Here is a 16600-nt window from a genome sequence, read left to right as displayed (position 1 = left end):
GGAACCCCGATGGACACAGTTACAACGCTTCCGCCCGCATATTCAGCATCATCTGACACTGCACAAGCAACAGCGAGTAAGCCAACCCTCAGTTCAGATTTTGAGACATTCCTGCGCATGCTGACCGCACAAATGCAAAATCAGGATCCGCTGAACCCGGTCGATTCGACAGATTACGCCACACAATTGGCGACTTTTTCGTCAGTTGAACAGCAGGTGCTGTCTAATGATCTTCTGCGCAACATATCGTCTGCCCTTAATGTAGGGGGGCTGTCTCAACTGTCGGGCTGGGTCGGAATGGACGCATTGTCGGAGGCACCTGCCTATTTTACGGGCACACCCGTTTCCGTGCGGCCAGAGATGCCGGAGGACGCCAGCAAGGTAGAGCTGATCGTCAAGGATGACGCCGGCGCAGTCGTTGCGCGGCAAGACATTACCGGCGAAGAAGGGATTATTGAGTGGACGGGTGAAACTGAGTCAGGACAAGTTTTGCCTAGAGGCAATTACGAGTTCGAGGCGATCGCAACCGGAGCAGACGGCGAAACTGACACGCTTCCAGTTTCAGTCTATGCGCGAATCGTCGAAGCGCGGACAGTTTCTGGTGGCATCGTTCTTGGGTTGGAGGGCGGTACAGAAATAGCATCTGATGAAGTCATTGCGTTACGGTCAGCCTGAAGCTCGGTAGATTACCGCCGCTCCTTGTAAGCGCGATCCATCTGTGAATTTGGCATCGAAGTTCTGCATGACTTTTCTGGCCGATTGCTCCGGCAACCTTGCAGAGCCTTTGCTTCACCCGCCATTGCCCATGCCGAAAAACACAAGTGACTGGCCACGCGAGCAAACGGGTTGGCTTCCGTCTTGGGTGTATAAATCTTTTACCATTCAACGTAACCTTGTGGTGTTGCCTGAATGTCGCGATGCTGCAATCCAGAGAAAACATGTCTGATCGACTATAGAAACAGGTTTGAACGACGATCACATCATGTATAAGATGAAAGCATGAGGTGTTTTGCGCCCCTAAAAGTACAGTCTGGAGAGAATTATGAAAAAGTTTTCGATGATCGCCGCAGCCGCTGCTGTTGCCGTTTCGACCGCTGCTCCGCTGGCTGCTGAACCCGCAGCCGTCGACAGCGATCCCTTCGTCGCCACCCAAGGTTTGTCGGCCGTTCCGGCTCTCGGCATCGTTGCCGGTGTCGCCGCGATCGTGGTGATTGCAGCATCCTCATCGGGCACCTAAGCCCTTCGACCGGATCTGAATGTGAAAGCGGCGGCCCATGGGTCGCCGCTTTCATTTTGTCGGACAACCATGGGCCCGTAACTTAGGGTAAACATCCTGAAACGCGATCAGAATACGGCTTGGATGACCAAGGTGGTTCCGACACCGATGGTCAATCCCAGCACCATCCAAATTGACCGCATGCGCCCGGTCTGAGGTTTTTCGACAGGTGTCGGCTCTGACTGACGGATAAGCGCTGCTTCAACCAATCCTGGCAGCCGGGGCCCAAAGCGGGCCATGACCTTCGCCGTCCGGGCCAGATCGCGCGCCACTGCACGAGGCCCGATGGATTGTTTGATGTAATCCTCGACAACGGGTTTTGCGACCTCCCAAATGTTCATCTGCGGATCGAGTGAGCGCGCAACGCCTTCGACGACGACCATTGTGCGTTGCAGAAGAATCAATTCCGTGCGGGTTTCCATCCCGAAACGCTCGGTCACCTCGAACAGATAGGACAGCAGCCGACCCATCGAGATCCGCGTTGCATCCATGCCGAAAATCGGCTCGCCAACGGCGCGCAGGGCGCGGGCGAACTCGTCCACATCGCGGTCCGCGGGGACATAGCCAGCCTCAAAATGCACCTCGGCGACACGTTTATAATCGCGACGAATGAAACCGAACAGGATCTCTGCATAGACCCGGCGGGTATATTCGTCGATATGACCCATGATGCCGAAATCGTATGCGATGATATTTCCGTTGGAGGACACCTTCAGGTTGCCTTGATGCATGTCCGCATGAAAAAAACCATCGCGCAATGCGTGTTTCAGGAAGAGTTGCAGCGCTCTTTCGCTGATCGCGCGGCGGTCATGTCCGGCGGCGTCAATGGCCGCATTGTCGCCCATCGGGACGCCTTCTGCCCAGCCCAGTGTCATCACGCGACGGGCTGACAGAGACCACTTGACCTGCGGCAATTCAAAGCCATCATCGTCCACCGTATTGGCAGCAAATTCGGAAGCGGACGCCGATTCCAGGCGCAGATCAAGCTCGCCCAGAACCACGCCTTCAAAATGGGTGATGACCTCCATCGGGCGCAGGCGTCGCGACGACGGAGACAGCAGTTCGACCATGCGCGCCGCAAAATAGAAGGCATCGATGTCCTTGCGAAAGGCTTTCTCGATGCCCGGACGCAGAACCTTTACGGCGACGGTTTCGCCGGTTTCAGCGATGCGGGCCTTGTGAACCTGCGCAATTGACGCCGCCGCCACCGGCTCGCCAAATTCTGAAAAGATGGTGTCGGCGGGGATTTCCAGCTCCCGCTCAATCTCGGCCTTCGCCAAAGCGGTCGAGAAGGGCGGCAGCTTGTCTTGCAGGACGCGCAGTTGAACAGCAAGCTCATCGCCAACGACATCCGGCCGCGTGGAAAGAACCTGCCCGAACTTGATGTAGGCAGGACCAAGAGCGGTCAGCGCGCGGGTGGCGGGCGGCATGGACGGATCGCCCTTGTAGCCCAGCCACTTGAATGGCCAACCCAAGGCGCGCGCAGCAATTCGCAACGGGCGCGGTGCGTCGAACGCGTCAAGCACGACGCCCATTGCGCCCGTGCGTTCCAGGGTGGCGCCGGTTCGGATCAGGCGCCAGATGTTATGGGGTCCGCGCATGGTCTAGATTTTCCAGCCGGAATGCAGGCAGGCCACGCCCATTGTCAGATTGCGGTATTTTGCCTGTTCGAAACCCGCATCCTTCACCATGCTCAGAAAACTCTCTTGATCGGGAAAGCGCCGAATCGATTCCACCAGATACTGATAGCTGTCGCGATCTCCGGCGATCATCTGGCCCAGACGCGGTATGATGTTGAACGAGTAGAGATCGTACACCTTTTGCATCATGTCATTGGGTATTTGGCTGAATTCCAGCACCATCAGGCGTCCGCCGGGACGCAGGACGCGGAACGCTTCGGCCAGGGCGTCTTGCGGGCGGGTCACGTTCCGGATGCCGAAAGAGATTGTGTAGACGTCAAAACTATTGTCGGGGAAGGGCAGGGACATCGCGTCGCCCACAATCCAATCGAGGCTATCAGCCATCGCTTCGGCCTCGGCGCGTTTGCGGCCTTCGATAAGCATGGGCTCGGTCAGGTCCAGAACGGTCGCCTGCCCATGGCCAGCGCGTTTGAGAAACCGAAAGGCAATATCCCCGGTGCCGCCGGCAACGTCCAGCAACTGTTGACCGGGCCTTGGTGCCAGCCAATCCATCATCGCGTCTTTCCAGACCCGGTGGATGCCCATCGACATGGCGTCGTTCATCACGTCATATTTCGACGCAACCGAATTGAAGACGCCCTGAACGCGTCCGGCCTTTTCGCCTTCGGGAACGGTTTCAAATCCGAAATGCGTGGTTTTCTGAGTGTCCTGGGTCATCGGGCCTTGTGATCCTCGTGTGTGACCCTTCTTATAGAGCGCCGCTCCGCCGTTACAATGCGACCCAGCCGACAGGAGACACCCCGATGCCCGAATTGCCCGAAGTCGAGACAGTCCGTCGCGGCCTGTCCCCAGCTATGGAAGGTACGCGGATCACAAGGGCGCGGGTCAACCGGCCGGATCTTCGCTGGCCGTTTCCGCCGGATATGTCCGCCCGGTTGACCGGCGCCCGGGTCGAGCGGTTGTGGCGGCGTTCGAAATACATTCTTGCGGATCTGGATACCGGCGAGTCGCTGTTGATCCACTTGGGCATGTCGGGCCGGATGTTGATCTCGGGCGACCCGTTGGGAACATTCGCGCATGAGCATCCGGCGGCGGAAAAACATGACCATGTCGTGTTCGACATGGAAAATGGTGCGCGCATCACCTTCAACGATCCACGGCGCTTTGGTGCGATGGACCTGATGCCAACCGCCACGGCGAATCTGCATCCCTTGTTGGCCAAAATCGGACCGGAGCCGTTGGGAAACCAATTCTCTGAAAATCACCTGATCGGGGCGTTTCGGGGGCGGAACATGCCAGTGAAATCCGCGCTACTCGATCAGAAGATCGTTGCGGGGCTTGGCAATATTTACGTTTGCGAAGCGCTGTTTCGGGCGGGAATCTCGCCAATGCGCAAGGCGGGCAGGATCGCGGAAAAGCGTGCCGCACGTCTGGTTCCGATCATCCGCGATGTGTTGTCAGAAGCGATCGAGGCGGGCGGCTCATCCTTGCGCGATTTCCGACAGGCGGATGGTGAGCTGGGGTATTTTCAACACCGTTTCGATGTCTACGGACGCGAAGGTTTGATGTGCCGAACCGAAGGCTGTGAAGGGTCCGTCAAGCGAATCGTTCAGTCGGGGCGATCCTCTTTCTTCTGCGGGCAATGCCAAAGATAACTTGATTGACCGGCGGCAAGTGGTAAGAAATCGGGTCTGAACGGAACAACCGAAAGCAGTTTTCATGGCCTATGAGACGATCATCGTCGAGGTAGAAGACCACATTGCCACTATCAAGCTGAACCGACCGGATGCGCTGAACGCTTTGAACTCGCATTTGCTGAAGGAATTGGTGAAGGCCCTGAAAGAGGCTGACGGCAATGAAAAGGTGCGGTGCATCATCCTGACCGGCTCTGCCAAGGCATTTGCGGCGGGCGCGGATATCAAGGAAATGTCGGAGAAATCCTATGTCGACATGTTCCTGACCGATTACTTCGGAAATGAACATGAGCAGATGATGCGAATCCGCAAGCCGATCATCGCGGCGGTCGCCGGTTATGCGTTGGGCGGCGGGTGCGAATTGGCGATGATGTGTGATTTCATCATCGCGGCAGATAACGCGAAATTCGGCCAGCCCGAGATCAACCTTGGCGTGGTGGCGGGCCTTGGCGGCACGCAGCGTCTGACGCGGTTCGTGGGCAAGTCAAAGTCAATGGACATGCATCTGACCGGCCGCTTCATGGATGCTGACGAGGCCGAACGCTCTGGGTTGGTAAGCCGGGTGGTTCCAGCCAAGAAACTTATGGAAGAAGCTCAGGCGAGTGCCGCCAAGATCGCTGAAAAATCGGTTCTGACCTCAATGGCGGTGAAAGAATCGGTCAACCGCAGCTATGAGACGTCGCTTGCAGAGGGTATTTTGTACGAACGTCGTCTGTTCCAGTCCATGTTTGCCACAGAAGATCAGACAGAAGGTATGGCGGCGTTCTTAGAAAAGCGTGCAGCGCAATTCCGGGACAGGTGATCGGTTGCTCTGAAAAACCGATTGGTCGGTCGCGTTTGTAAGTGCGGGAGGGCGTCGGACGCTGTTTCGGCTACGCCGAAAGACGCCCCGCCCGCCATCCCGTTGGCGGCGAGTCAAGCTTGGCCGGGGCCGCGCAATTGCGAGATTGCCCGTCGGATTGCTCTGCCAGGTTTCAGCCTCTTCACGATTGTCGGTTTCTTCACTTTGACGAAAACGTTTTGCGGCCTTGCTGCCATGGGCCTGGTACGGAACGTGGGCCGGTCGCCATTTTGACCTGTCGGGCAATCATACCCAAACAGGCAGATTGTGGCCATGTTGCCGCTATGGATGGAATGGGGTTTTCAACGCCGTTCAAACGGTCTATAGGGCACCGCTACATGCGCGTGATGCCCGCTCTGGCAAGAATCGATCCGGTCGGCTGTGCCGTGATGTGGGTTTCATGACGCGAAGATTTTTTGGAACCTGCAAGCTGGGAATACTCAAATGGCCAATTCGCCTCAGTCGAAGAAACGCGCAAAGCAGAACGAAAAGCGCTTTGCGGTCAACAAAGCCCGCCGGTCGCGCATCCGGACCTATCTGCGCAAAGTCGAAGAGGCGATCGCCTCTGGTGACAAGGACGCAGCAGCAACTGCATTGCGTGCAGCACAGCCGGAATTGATGCGTGGCGTCACCAAGGGCGTGTTCCACAAGAATACCGCGTCGCGCAAAATGTCGCGCCTGAGCGCGCGGATCAAATCGCTAGCGTAAACGGATCTAGTTTTTGATGATGAAGGCACCGCTGCGCGGTGCCTTTTTTCGTGTTGTGGCCCGCCTGCATAGGGGTCAGAGATTCTTTTCGTGTTTAATGAGAGTCAAGATCGAAGAGCGGTTGCCGCTGACGGTGCGCAATTGGTAGTTTGTTCTTGCGAGTCACATCGCTGGGGGGACAGGCGAAGGCAGAACATGCCAAGGGTCGAGTTTAAGGCTCTTGTATTCTGCGTTCCTACGTCAGCTGCCAAAAAGGTGGCGTAGAGCTAGGGGGTATTACCCCTCAAGCCAGTCCAGTAATTGCGCGCGTGTCGCGGTCATGAATGTACTGCCTTGCCGGATTTGGGACTCTGGCGATGCTTGTCATGGCTGTTTCATGCGTGTGAAAACAGTTCGTGTTCCGTTGCTGTTGCGGCAATGGGGACAGGAACTGTTTTCCCGGATGATATGGCCGTCCGCCGCTGCCGCGGTTGGTCGACGTTGGGAGATGGCATGAAATGGGGCCGGTATAAATGACACTGGAACAATGGGGCGCGTTGCAGGACAGTCTTTGCCAGACTGTGGGAAAAAATAACTATACGAACTGGCTAAAGCCGCTGAAATTCTCCGGGGTGCAGGATGGCGTGGCAAAGTTCCATGTACCCACCAACTTTCTGGGCAGCTACGTTTCACAGAACTTTGGTGAACTTATTCTGGCCAAACTTTCGACCGAGTCGAGCGGTATCCGGCGCTTGCAATTCGAGGTGGCGCCGCAGGGAGCACAAAACGCGCCGCGCCAGACCGCTACGGCACGGCCGGAACTGGCCGCGCAGCCCAATGACGCCGTGGCGGCTGGCGGAGGCGACACATTGCCGGGCGCGCCGCTTGATGCACGGTTTACGTTCGATACATTCGTTGTGGGCAAGCCCAACGAATTGGCCCATGCCGCCGCGCGCCGGGTTGCAGAAGGCGGTCCGGTGACCTTCAATCCGCTGTTCCTTTATGGCGGGGTCGGGCTTGGTAAGACGCACTTGATGCATGCCATCAGTTGGGAACTTCGCCTTCGCAGTCCCGAGATGAACGTACTTTATCTTTCTGCCGAACAATTCATGTATCGCTTTGTTCAGGCTCTGCGCGACCGCAAGATGATGGACTTCAAAGAGATGTTCAGGTCAGTCGATGTATTGATGGTCGATGACGTTCAGTTCATCGCCGGCAAGGATTCCACGCAGGAAGAGTTCTTTCACACATTCAACGCGCTGGTGGATCAGAACAAGCAGATCATCATTTCCGCAGATCGGGCACCGGGCGAGATCAAGGATCTGGAAAACCGCATCAAGTCGCGTCTGCAAAGCGGCCTCGTGGTTGATCTGCACCCCACTGACTACGAGCTGCGTCTTGGGATTCTGCAAACCAAGGTCGACGGCCATCGTCTCCAATATCCGGATTTGGAGCTTGAATCCGGCGTGCTGGAATTTCTCGCGCTGCGGATCTCGACCAATGTGCGCGTGCTCGAAGGGGCGCTGACGCGGTTGTTTGCCTTTGCATCGCTGGTGGGGCGGCCGATCACGATGGACCTGACCCAGGATTGTCTGTCCGACGTGTTGCGCGCTTCGGAGCGTAAAATCACCATCGAAGAGATTCAGCGCAAAGTGTCCGAACATTACAACATCCGGCTCAGCGACATGATCGGCCCAAAGCGTGTGCGCAGCTTTGCGCGTCCGCGGCAGGTGGCGATGTATCTGTGCAAGCAGATGACCAGCAGATCGTTGCCCGAAATCGGGCGTCGGTTTGGCGGGCGCGACCACACCACCGTCATGCACGGGGTCAAGCGTATCGAGGAGCTGAAGGTTCAGGATGGTCAGATCGCGGAGGATCTGGAACTGCTGCGCCGCGCTCTTGAGGCCTGAAATCGCAGCACATCTGCATCAAAGGGTGCCGCGTACCGGAAGGCACCCTTGACGGCCCGGAAAATCCAATGGACAAACCAACAAAGCGCTTGGAACCACCTGTGGCTGCGGCTACCGTGTGCGTCCCGGTAACGCGGAGGGTCGAGGAATGAAGTTCAGCATGGAACGCGCCACATTGCTAAAGGCAGTGGCGCAGGCACAATCGGTGGTCGAACGCCGAAACACCATTCCGATCCTGGCGAATGTGTTGATAGAGGCCGAGGGCGACACAGTGTCGTTCCGCGCCACCGATCTGGACATCGAGGTCGTCGACAAGGCTTCTGCCCAGGTCGAACGCGCAGGCGCAACAACCGTGTCTGCCGTCACCCTGCATGAGATTGTCCGCAAGCTGCCGGACGGCGCACTGGTTTCACTGACCGAAGAGGGTGCCAGCGGGCGGCTCACGGTCGAGGCGGGACGGTCGAATTTCAGTCTTGCCACACTGCCCAAGGAAGATTTCCCGGTAATGGCGACGTCGGAATATACGGCTAACTTCTCGGCAGAGGCGCAGGTGTTGCGGCGTCTGTTCGACAAGTCGAAATTCGCGATCTCCACCGAAGAAACGCGGTATTACCTCAACGGTGTCTATATGCATGTCGCCGATGGCGAGGAGGGCAAGGTTCTGCGCTGCGTCGCGACCGATGGCCACCGCCTGGCCCGGATCGACGCGCCGCTTCCCAAGGGTGCCGAGGATATGCCGGGCGTGATCGTCCCGCGCAAGACCGTGGGCGAGATGCGAAAACTTCTGGAAGACGACGAGATGCAGATCGCCGTGTCGGTTTCCGAAACCAAGGTGCGGTTTGCCACGCCGGAAATCACGCTGACCTCCAAGGTGATCGACGGGACATTCCCCGATTACACTCGCGTGATTCCGCAAGGAAATACCCGCCGGATGGAGGTTGACGCCTCTGATTTCGCCCGTGCTGTGGATCGTGTTGCGACCGTCTCTTCGGAACGGTCGCGGGCTGTGAAACTGGCGCTGGACGAGGACCGGCTGATCCTGTCGGTGAATGCCCCCGACAGCGGTGCCGCCGAGGAAGAATTGGTCGTGGCCTACGCGGACGAACGGCTGGAGATCGGGTTCAACGCCAAATATCTTCTGGAGATCGCCAGCCAGGTGGATCGCGAGAATGCCGTTTTCTTGTTCAATTCCTCCGGGGATCCCACATTGATGCGGGAAGGCAACGACACCAGCGCCGTTTATGTGGTCATGCCCATGCGCGTTTGACGGCAGGGCGCGCACGATTTTTGCCTGAAGCCGGGACTGCCAATGGTGCAGCGCGCCATCCATGACGGGTCTCTATCTAGAAAAGCTTTCACTCTCGCATTTCCGCTCGCACAAGCGCGCGGTGCTGGAGGTCGATGCGCGTCCTGTGGCGTTATTTGGGGCGAATGGGGCGGGCAAGACCAATATCCTCGAAGCGATCTCTCTGTTCTCGCCCGGACGTGGATTGCGACGCGCCTCTGCCGAAGAGATGACGCGACGGCCGGAAGCGCTTGGCTGGAAGGTCACAGGCCTGCTGCACAGTTTGGGCAATGTCCATGAGGTCGCGTTTCAGTCGCAAGGCGGAAACCCCCGACAGGTCCGCGTTGACGAAAAGGCCGCGACGCAACCGGCATTGGGGCGCATTGGACGGGTGCTTTGGCTGGTGCCGTCGATGGACCGGCTTTGGATTGAAGGCGCCGAAGGACGCAGGCGGTTTCTAGACCGGATGACGCTGTCATTTTTCCCAGGCCACGCCGAAGCTTCGCTGGACTATGAAAAGGCCATGCGGGAACGCAATCGCCTGCTCAAGGACATGGTGCGGGACGCATCCTGGTATGCCGCGCTGGAGGTCCAGATGGCCGATGCCGGTGCTGCGATCCACGCGAACCGTATGGCCGCGCTGGCGGAATTGCAGACGGCGCAGGACCAAGCACAAACCGCCTTCCCAACTGCGGATCTGGACCTGATCCAGCCGGAGGGGGGCATGCCGGAAACGGCTGCTGACTTGCGTGATGCGCTGGCTACAGGACGGCAGCGCGACATGGCAGCAGGGCGGACACTGATCGGGCCACATCGCGCCGATATGGCAGCAACCTTCGCGGCCAAGGGCGTTCCGGCCCGCGATTGTTCGACAGGTGAACAGAAGGCGTTGCTGATTTCGCTGATCCTTGCCAATTCCCGCGCGCTTGCCCGCAGTTTCGGTGCGCCGCCGCTTTTGCTGCTTGATGAAGTTGCGGCACATCTGGATGCGAACCGCCGTTCGGCGCTGTATGACGAGGTCTGTGCGCTTGGGGCACAGGCCTGGATGACCGGCACCGGGGCAGAGCTTTTTGCCGAATTGGGATCTCGTGCGCAGCGCCTGGAGGTCAGCGAAACTGATGGCGTTTCACAGGTCTTGCGCCACGGCGATTGAGGGTGCCGCACACGCACCGGTTGTGACGTGTCATTTGACGCCGTCAAACCACCAAATCATGTGTCAATCGCGTGACAATGCCCCCAATGATGGGTATAAAATGCGCAAAATACCAAGGAAGGCTGGCATGTCCGATACCGAGCAAGAGAAAACAGTCTATGGCGCAGATTCTATCAAGGTTCTCAGGGGCTTGGAGGCGGTGCGCAAACGTCCTGGCATGTATATCGGCGACACCGATGACGGCTCTGGCCTGCATCACATGGTCTACGAAGTGGTGGACAATGGGATTGACGAGGCGCTCGCCGGTCACGCGACCAAGGTTTCGGTAAAAATTCACGCCGATAGCTCGGTTTCGGTGCGCGACAACGGGCGCGGCATCCCGGTTGATATTCACGACGAAGAAGGCGTGTCCGCGGCCGAGGTCATTATGACCCAGCTTCATGCGGGCGGTAAATTCGACCAGAACTCCTACAAGGTGTCGGGCGGCCTGCACGGGGTTGGTGTCTCGGTCGTGAACGCTCTTAGCGATTGGCTGGAACTGCGCATCTGGCGCAACGGCAAAGAACATTACGCAAGGTTCGAACGTGGCGATACGGTCGAACATCTGCGCGTTGTCGGGGATGCGAATGGCGAAAAGGGGACCGAGGTCCGCTTTTTCGCGTCGCTCGCCACATTCTCAAACCATGATTTCCAGTTCGACACGTTGGAAAAACGCCTGCGCGAGTTGGCCTTTCTGAACTCTGGTGTGCGGATCGTGTTGGAGGATGAACGCCCCGCCGAACCTCTGCGCAGCGAGCTTTTTTTCGAAGGCGGCGTGCGCGAGTTCGTCAAATATATCGACCGGTCCAAGTCGCCCGTCATGCCGGATCCGATCTACATGACCGGAGAACGGGATGGCATCGGCGTTGAGGTGGCGATGTGGTGGAATGACAGCTACCACGAAACCGTTCTGCCCTTTACCAACAACATTCCGCAGCGCGACGGCGGCACCCATATGGCGGGCTTTCGCGGGGCGCTGACGCGGACAATCAACAACTATGCGCAATCCTCTGGCATCGCCAAACGCGAAAAGATCAGCTTTACTGGCGACGATGCCCGCGAGGGGCTGACCTGTGTGCTGTCGGTCAAGGTGCCCGACCCCAAATTTTCCAGCCAGACCAAGGACAAGCTTGTGTCGTCCGAGGTGCGTCCAGCCGTTGAGGGTCTGGTCAACGAAAAGCTTGCCGAGTGGTTCGAGGAAAACCCGAACCAGGCCAAGCAGATCGTTGGCAAGATCGTCGAGGCCGCAATGGCCCGCGAAGCCGCCCGAAAGGCGCGGGAACTGACACGGCGCAAGACGGCGATGGATGTGAATTTCCTTGCCGGCAAGCTCAAGGATTGTTCCGAAAAAGACCCCTCCAAGACCGAAGTTTTCCTGGTCGAGGGGGACTCGGCCGGCGGGTCCGCCCAAACCGGGCGTGACCGGCGCACACAGGCGATCCTGCCCCTCAAAGGCAAGATCCTGAACGTCGAACGCGCGCGATTTGATCGGATGCTGGGCAGTCAGGAAATCGGCAACCTCGTCATGGCGCTTGGCACCGGGATCGGGCGGGATGAATTCGACATCTCGAAGCTGCGTTACCACAAGATTGTCATCATGACCGACGCTGACGTTGACGGGGCGCATATCCGGACGCTTCTTCTGACGTTCTTCTATCGGCAGATGCCGGAACTGATCGAGGGGGGGTACCTCTACATCGCCCAGCCGCCGCTATACAAAGTGGCGCGTGGCAAATCCGAGGTCTACCTTAAGGACCAGGCCGCGATGGAGGAATACCTGATCCAGCAAGGCGTCGATGGTGCGCTGTTGCGGCAAGGCAATGGCGAAGAAATTGCCGGTCAGGACCTCATTCGGGTGATCGACGAGGCGCGCCAATTGAAGCGCGTGCTTGATGCTTTCCCGACACATTACCCGCGCCACATCCTTGAACAGGCGGCCATCGCGGGCGCCTTCGTGCCGGGTGCCGTCGAAGCTGATCTTCAAGGCGTGGCGGATACAGTGGCAAAGCGGCTGGACCTGATCGCCGTGGAATACGAACAAGGCTGGCAAGGACGCATCACGCAGGATCGGGGCATCCGTCTGGCGCGCATCCTGCGCGGTGTCGAAGAGGTCCGTACACTCGACGGTCCCATGCTGCGATCCGGTGAGGCGCGCAAGACCGGTAGCCTCACGCAAAGTCTGCAAGCTGTTTATAATCTGCCTGCCACACTGGAACGCAAAGATCGGCGTCAACTGATCCATGGCCCGCTTGATCTGTTGAAAGCGATTTTGGACGAGGGCGAAAAAGGTCTCTCCTTGCAGCGCTACAAGGGGCTTGGCGAAATGAACCCAAGCCAACTTTGGGAAACCACGCTTGATCCCGACGCGAGAACGCTGCTTCAGGTCAAGGTCGATGACATGGCCGAGGCCGACGACCTGTTCACAAAACTGATGGGCGACGTCGTCGAGCCCCGCCGCGAGTTCATCCAGCAGAACGCATTGAGCGTTGAAAACCTTGATTTCTGAGCCTTTGTAGGTGAGCGCGTATTTTTTCGCGGCGCGCATATTTTTTCGCGCGGCGATACGACGACGCAATAAGACTTCTTCATAAATTCAACCGCTTAAACAGAGCTGTGTTCGAAACGGATACTATAGTATGGTTGGCCCGTTCGGTGGCCGACCACCTGCATCTTCTCAGAAGTGCGCCCTGTTGTGCCCTCTGGAAGACCCATTGCCCATCAAACTCGTTCGCAGTGGCCAGTTCAGCTCGGAAAGCGAAGAATTTATCCGAGCCATCACACAACTATGGGTAGCACAAGAGGGAGATCCGTCACGGTTCGGACACCAGACCAAACGCGAAGGTCAGAATACGATTGGAGCAAGAAGGCCAAAGGTGGACTTGCAGCTGCGCCATGCGGGCGCCGCACCGTTATGCTCTAATGGATTGGCGCCCAAAGATGGGAACAGTATCAGCGAGGCTGAAACACTGCTTCCAGCTGGTGCCGAACGTATTCGTTTTGAGAAGCAACTTCCTCCGCAAGCCTCTGAAGTGATTTGATAAAACTATCGTTTGGCTCGAACGGCTTCGACCGATCTTGTGGAACTTGGACCTCTGAAGTTGCTGCCTGCATATCGTTCTCCCTGGTTTCGTTCACAATGAATCACTCACTGAATCGGATCAAGTTCTAATCGACCGGCACACCGACGAGGTCAACGGCTATCTAACGACAATGGGCCAACTCTGTCCTGTTCGGCAGAGCCGCGCTCACAGAATTCTCCTGATAGCTACTCATGTGCCCCACATTTGGTTCCTTCCTTTCCCAACGCGTCGCAGTTCGACAAACTAAGGTTGACCCTTTATTCAACTGCACGCATCTTCGTTGAAAATTCCAAACGGTTCTTAGTGAGATATTCGATGAGCTCCAGCACTGTTTACGACGACGTTAAGCACCCCGAACTGGTTATCGGGTTGGTCGGTCCGATCGGCGTGGATATGGACAACGTGCAAGAGGCGCTTTTCAACGCTTTGAAACACGTAAATTACGATTCATATTTGGTTCATATAACAAAACTGATTGATCGGTATAGGAAGGAAAGCGAGAACGGGAAGCCAAACAGTGACCTCAAGGAAAAGATTTCTGAGGCTAACGCCTTCTGCAAGACGGCAAATAATGGAGCTGCATTAGCCGGATTGGCAATAAAAGAAATTTCAGAATATCGCCGTAGCAAGCAAATGGTTGCCTCAGGGGATGATGAGGACAGCGTGGTTCCGGCCATCCCTAAGCGAGCCTACATCATAAGGCAACTAAAGAGGCGCGACGAAGTGGAGTTGCTGCGGACGCTGTATGGGGATAAATTTATTCAGGTATCCGTTTTTTTAGAAAAGGAATCCAGAATTCGAAACCTGGAAACCAGAATTGCAGCTACTCGGCCGGACTTGAAACATCATCAATGTCAGAAAGAAGCTATCGAGCTCATAGACATTGACGAGTTCGAAGAAGGGCAAGACTTCGGACAGCAGGTGGGGGATATCTTTCATCTTGGCGACTACTTCGTCGACGGCGGCGATAAGGCGCAGCTTGCATCCAAGACAATACACTTCGTCCGGGCGCTCTTCGGAGACAATGCGAAATCTCCGGATTGCGACGAGTTCGGAGCGTTTATGGCGTCGTCCGCATCTTTGAGATCAGTTGATTTGTCTCGACAGGTAGGGGCGGCTATCACCACCCCCCAAGGGGACATTATATCTGTAGGATGTAACGAGGTTCCGAAGGCTGGCGGCGGAAACTACTGGTTTACCGATCCAGACAAAGCCCGTGACATTGAGCGGGGCAACGAACAGAACAGTATTGAAAAGAAGCGTATAATTGTAGATTTCCTCACCCAGTTGCAGCGTGAAGGAGTGGTCGAAAGCTCGCTCGATCTGACAGCCACTGAAGTTCTTGATAAGCTATCGAGCGCTGCTGAGAACGCATTGATTTCGGACATAACTGAGTATGGGAGAATGACCCATGCTGAGATGACAGCCATCTGCGATGCGGCCAGGCTGGGACGATCCCTTCAAGGTGCAACAATCTATGTAACTACTTTTCCATGCCACAATTGTGCCAAACACATTGTAGCGTCTGGTATAAAGAGAGTGGTTTTTATTGAGCCCTATCCCAAAAGCAAGGCGTCGAGCTCTCACTTTGATTCGATATCAATAGACGGGGCCGAAAAGGGACGAGTTAAGTTCCAACATTTTGAAGGGATCTCTCCAAAACGGTATGCCGAAATATTCAGGAAAGGAAAAAGGAAGAGAAATGGCGCTGTCGTGGACTGGTTCTTTGGAGAGCCTCGCCCGATGCTGGCGCAAAGAGATAATCTTCATGTTGCTCGTGAGCCGAACGCGATCCTCTCCACTCTCGGGCAATTTATGCAACAATTGGTCGTGGATGAAACTACCGACAGCGACTGAAGTATTTGGGGGTGTTCGCAAAAGGAGTTGGCGCGTATCGCTTTATAAAAAACGACCAACATTCTTCCGTGAACAACATGGGGACACCCTCTGCTACACCACGACTTTCGACGCCTCTTGGATGAACTCGGCGATCTGAACCCATGCTCAGATCGAGCATGCCCAGGTAGTGATCATGGATCTTCGAAAAAATCGTAGGCGATCTCCGAGATCGAAGCGCGCGCAAGCCACGAGAAACCGTGCCCGTCCTGCGGTATCGAACACCGACAGAAGTAGGGACGAACGCGCACCGGCATTCAACGCTACTGGTGTCAGGGATGCGGGCTGCGCACCTTAACCCTGCAATACGCATCTGGGAAGTGTTCGACCGTGCTGCCTTTTCCTTCCTACGCCACCGCTTCAGCGGTGGGGCTGCTGTCCGGTAACTCCTTGAGATCAATGTTGGTTGGGAGTTGGGCCCAGCCATCTGCGGCGTCTTACACAAATAACTGGTTTGGACCGGAACAGTCCATAGCCTTCGTCGCAGCAGGTGCCCGGTTCTGGCTAACCAGCATGGACGTTTGACCCAGGGCGCAAAGTCATTCCGCCGCATCGCGAGTAGACTTGGCTCGCATTGTCGTTCGCGACAATTTGTCTGTTCGGCGCACGGCAGGACAATCCTCGCCTCGGCCGCGAATACCAAGGCTCAGGTCAGTTCAAGGAAGTTGAGAATCAGATAGGCGAAGTTCGTGGACGAAAGGGGCCTGCAATTCAAGTGTCAATGAGCGTTCAAAACTGACCCGGTTTCAGCATTTGATTTTGACCCGCCTATCGGAAGGCAAAGCCCCCAGGCGGGCCGCCCTCATATAGCGAGTCCGTCTGGGGGCTTTGCTTGCGGCATGGTTATTTTTCTGTGCGACTTTTGCTCTGTGCGAAACTTTTGCTCTGTGCGAAGCGGTAGGATCTATTACCGGTCTCGATGATGGCGCAGTGGTGCGTGACGCGATCCAACAGCGCGGTTGTCATTTTGGCATCGCCGAAGACAGCGACCCATTCCCCGAACTCCAGGTTGGTGGTGATGATGACGCTGGTTTTTTCGTAGAGCTTGCTGATCAGGTGGAACAGCAGTGCGCCGCCGGATTTCGGGAAGGGGATGTAG

Annotated in this window: 14 protein-coding genes; 11 read left to right on the top strand and 3 right to left on the bottom strand. The window is 56.7% G+C overall.

The window, feature by feature from the left end; all coding sequences use genetic code 11:
- The first annotated feature begins 9 nt into the window (after window positions 1–9).
- Window positions 10–675: a flagellar hook capping FlgD N-terminal domain-containing protein gene (locus DMZ65_RS04000; protein ID WP_116597633.1), complete on the top strand. Its 666-nt coding sequence runs from the start codon at window positions 10–12 to the stop codon at window positions 673–675.
- A gap of 367 nt (window positions 676–1042) precedes the next feature.
- Complete coding sequence (locus DMZ65_RS03995) at window positions 1043–1237, top strand: hypothetical protein (RefSeq protein ID WP_116597632.1); 195 nt, start codon at window positions 1043–1045, stop codon at window positions 1235–1237.
- Window positions 1238–1344: 107 nt separating this feature from the next.
- Here the strand turns inward: DMZ65_RS03995 and ubiB are convergent, their stop codons facing one another.
- Entirely contained in the window at window positions 1345–2877 is a 1533-nt protein-coding gene (ubiB, locus tag DMZ65_RS03990) for a 2-polyprenylphenol 6-hydroxylase (RefSeq protein ID WP_116597631.1), read from the bottom strand.
- 3 nt (window positions 2878–2880) lie between these two features.
- On the bottom strand, window positions 2881–3633 hold the full coding sequence (gene ubiE / locus DMZ65_RS03985; protein ID WP_116597630.1) for a bifunctional demethylmenaquinone methyltransferase/2-methoxy-6-polyprenyl-1,4-benzoquinol methylase UbiE: 753 nt from the start codon (window positions 3631–3633) through the stop codon (window positions 2881–2883).
- A gap of 86 nt (window positions 3634–3719) precedes the next feature.
- Between ubiE and mutM the strand changes: the two genes are divergently transcribed.
- The 9 genes from mutM (at window position 3720) to DMZ65_RS03945 (ending at window position 15462) form a co-directional block, all read left to right on the top strand.
- A complete protein-coding gene (gene mutM, locus DMZ65_RS03980) occupies window positions 3720–4571 on the top strand; it encodes a bifunctional DNA-formamidopyrimidine glycosylase/DNA-(apurinic or apyrimidinic site) lyase (protein ID WP_116597629.1) in 852 nt (283 codons plus the stop codon).
- A 64-nt stretch (window positions 4572–4635) separates the two neighbouring features.
- Entirely contained in the window at window positions 4636–5412 is a 777-nt protein-coding gene (locus tag DMZ65_RS03975; protein ID WP_116597628.1) for an enoyl-CoA hydratase, read from the top strand.
- Between the two features lie 483 nt (window positions 5413–5895).
- Entirely contained in the window at window positions 5896–6159 is a 264-nt protein-coding gene (rpsT, locus tag DMZ65_RS03970; RefSeq protein ID WP_116597627.1) for a 30S ribosomal protein S20, read from the top strand.
- A gap of 512 nt (window positions 6160–6671) precedes the next feature.
- Window positions 6672–8048, top strand: a complete 1377-nt coding sequence (gene dnaA / locus DMZ65_RS03965; protein ID WP_116597626.1) for a chromosomal replication initiator protein DnaA — start codon at window positions 6672–6674, stop codon at window positions 8046–8048.
- A gap of 148 nt (window positions 8049–8196) precedes the next feature.
- Complete coding sequence (gene dnaN / locus DMZ65_RS03960) at window positions 8197–9315, top strand: DNA polymerase III subunit beta (RefSeq protein ID WP_116597625.1); 1119 nt, start codon at window positions 8197–8199, stop codon at window positions 9313–9315.
- 61 nt (window positions 9316–9376) lie between these two features.
- Window positions 9377–10486, top strand: a complete 1110-nt coding sequence (gene recF, locus DMZ65_RS03955) for a DNA replication/repair protein RecF (RefSeq protein ID WP_116597624.1) — start codon at window positions 9377–9379, stop codon at window positions 10484–10486.
- A gap of 127 nt (window positions 10487–10613) precedes the next feature.
- A complete protein-coding gene (gene gyrB / locus DMZ65_RS03950) occupies window positions 10614–13031 on the top strand; it encodes a DNA topoisomerase (ATP-hydrolyzing) subunit B (RefSeq protein WP_116597623.1) in 2418 nt (805 codons plus the stop codon).
- Window positions 13032–13236: 205 nt separating this feature from the next.
- The gene (locus DMZ65_RS19415; protein ID WP_157960554.1) at window positions 13237–13563 is read left to right on the top strand and encodes a hypothetical protein; all 327 of its coding nucleotides are present in this window, start codon (window positions 13237–13239) and stop codon (window positions 13561–13563) included.
- Between the two features lie 357 nt (window positions 13564–13920).
- Window positions 13921–15462, top strand: a complete 1542-nt coding sequence (locus DMZ65_RS03945) for an anti-phage dCTP deaminase (RefSeq protein WP_116597622.1) — start codon at window positions 13921–13923, stop codon at window positions 15460–15462.
- Window positions 15463–16344: 882 nt separating this feature from the next.
- Here the strand turns inward: DMZ65_RS03945 and DMZ65_RS03940 are convergent.
- The coding region (locus DMZ65_RS03940; RefSeq protein ID WP_198662620.1) for an ATP-binding protein at window positions 16345–16600 on the bottom strand (256 nt) is incomplete at its 5' end.

The organism is Primorskyibacter marinus, assembly GCF_003313245.1.
GTDB classification, from domain to species: Bacteria; Pseudomonadota; Alphaproteobacteria; order Rhodobacterales; family Rhodobacteraceae; genus Primorskyibacter; species Primorskyibacter marinus.
Note: the sequence above shows the minus strand (reverse complement) of the source record. Positions and strands in the feature narration are given on the sequence as shown.

What these genes read in the sequence shown, in the direction of transcription:
- ubiB (WP_116597631.1), bottom strand. Translation starts at nt 2,877, where the DNA reads ATGCGCGGACCCCATAACATCTGGCGCCTGATCCGAACCGGCGCCACC.
- dnaN (WP_116597625.1), top strand. Translation starts at nt 8,197, where the DNA reads ATGAAGTTCAGCATGGAACGCGCCACATTGCTAAAGGCAGTGGCGCAG.
- DMZ65_RS03995 (WP_116597632.1), top strand. Translation starts at nt 1,043, where the DNA reads ATGAAAAAGTTTTCGATGATCGCCGCAGCCGCTGCTGTTGCCGTTTCG.
- dnaA (WP_116597626.1), top strand. Translation starts at nt 6,672, where the DNA reads ATGACACTGGAACAATGGGGCGCGTTGCAGGACAGTCTTTGCCAGACT.
- gyrB (WP_116597623.1), top strand. Translation starts at nt 10,614, where the DNA reads ATGTCCGATACCGAGCAAGAGAAAACAGTCTATGGCGCAGATTCTATC.
- DMZ65_RS04000 (WP_116597633.1), top strand. Translation starts at nt 10, where the DNA reads ATGGACACAGTTACAACGCTTCCGCCCGCATATTCAGCATCATCTGAC.
- ubiE (WP_116597630.1), bottom strand. Translation starts at nt 3,633, where the DNA reads ATGACCCAGGACACTCAGAAAACCACGCATTTCGGATTTGAAACCGTT.
- DMZ65_RS03975 (WP_116597628.1), top strand. Translation starts at nt 4,636, where the DNA reads ATGGCCTATGAGACGATCATCGTCGAGGTAGAAGACCACATTGCCACT.
- recF (WP_116597624.1), top strand. Translation starts at nt 9,377, where the DNA reads ATGACGGGTCTCTATCTAGAAAAGCTTTCACTCTCGCATTTCCGCTCG.
- rpsT (WP_116597627.1), top strand. Translation starts at nt 5,896, where the DNA reads ATGGCCAATTCGCCTCAGTCGAAGAAACGCGCAAAGCAGAACGAAAAG.
- mutM (WP_116597629.1), top strand. Translation starts at nt 3,720, where the DNA reads ATGCCCGAATTGCCCGAAGTCGAGACAGTCCGTCGCGGCCTGTCCCCA.
- DMZ65_RS03945 (WP_116597622.1), top strand. Translation starts at nt 13,921, where the DNA reads ATGAGCTCCAGCACTGTTTACGACGACGTTAAGCACCCCGAACTGGTT.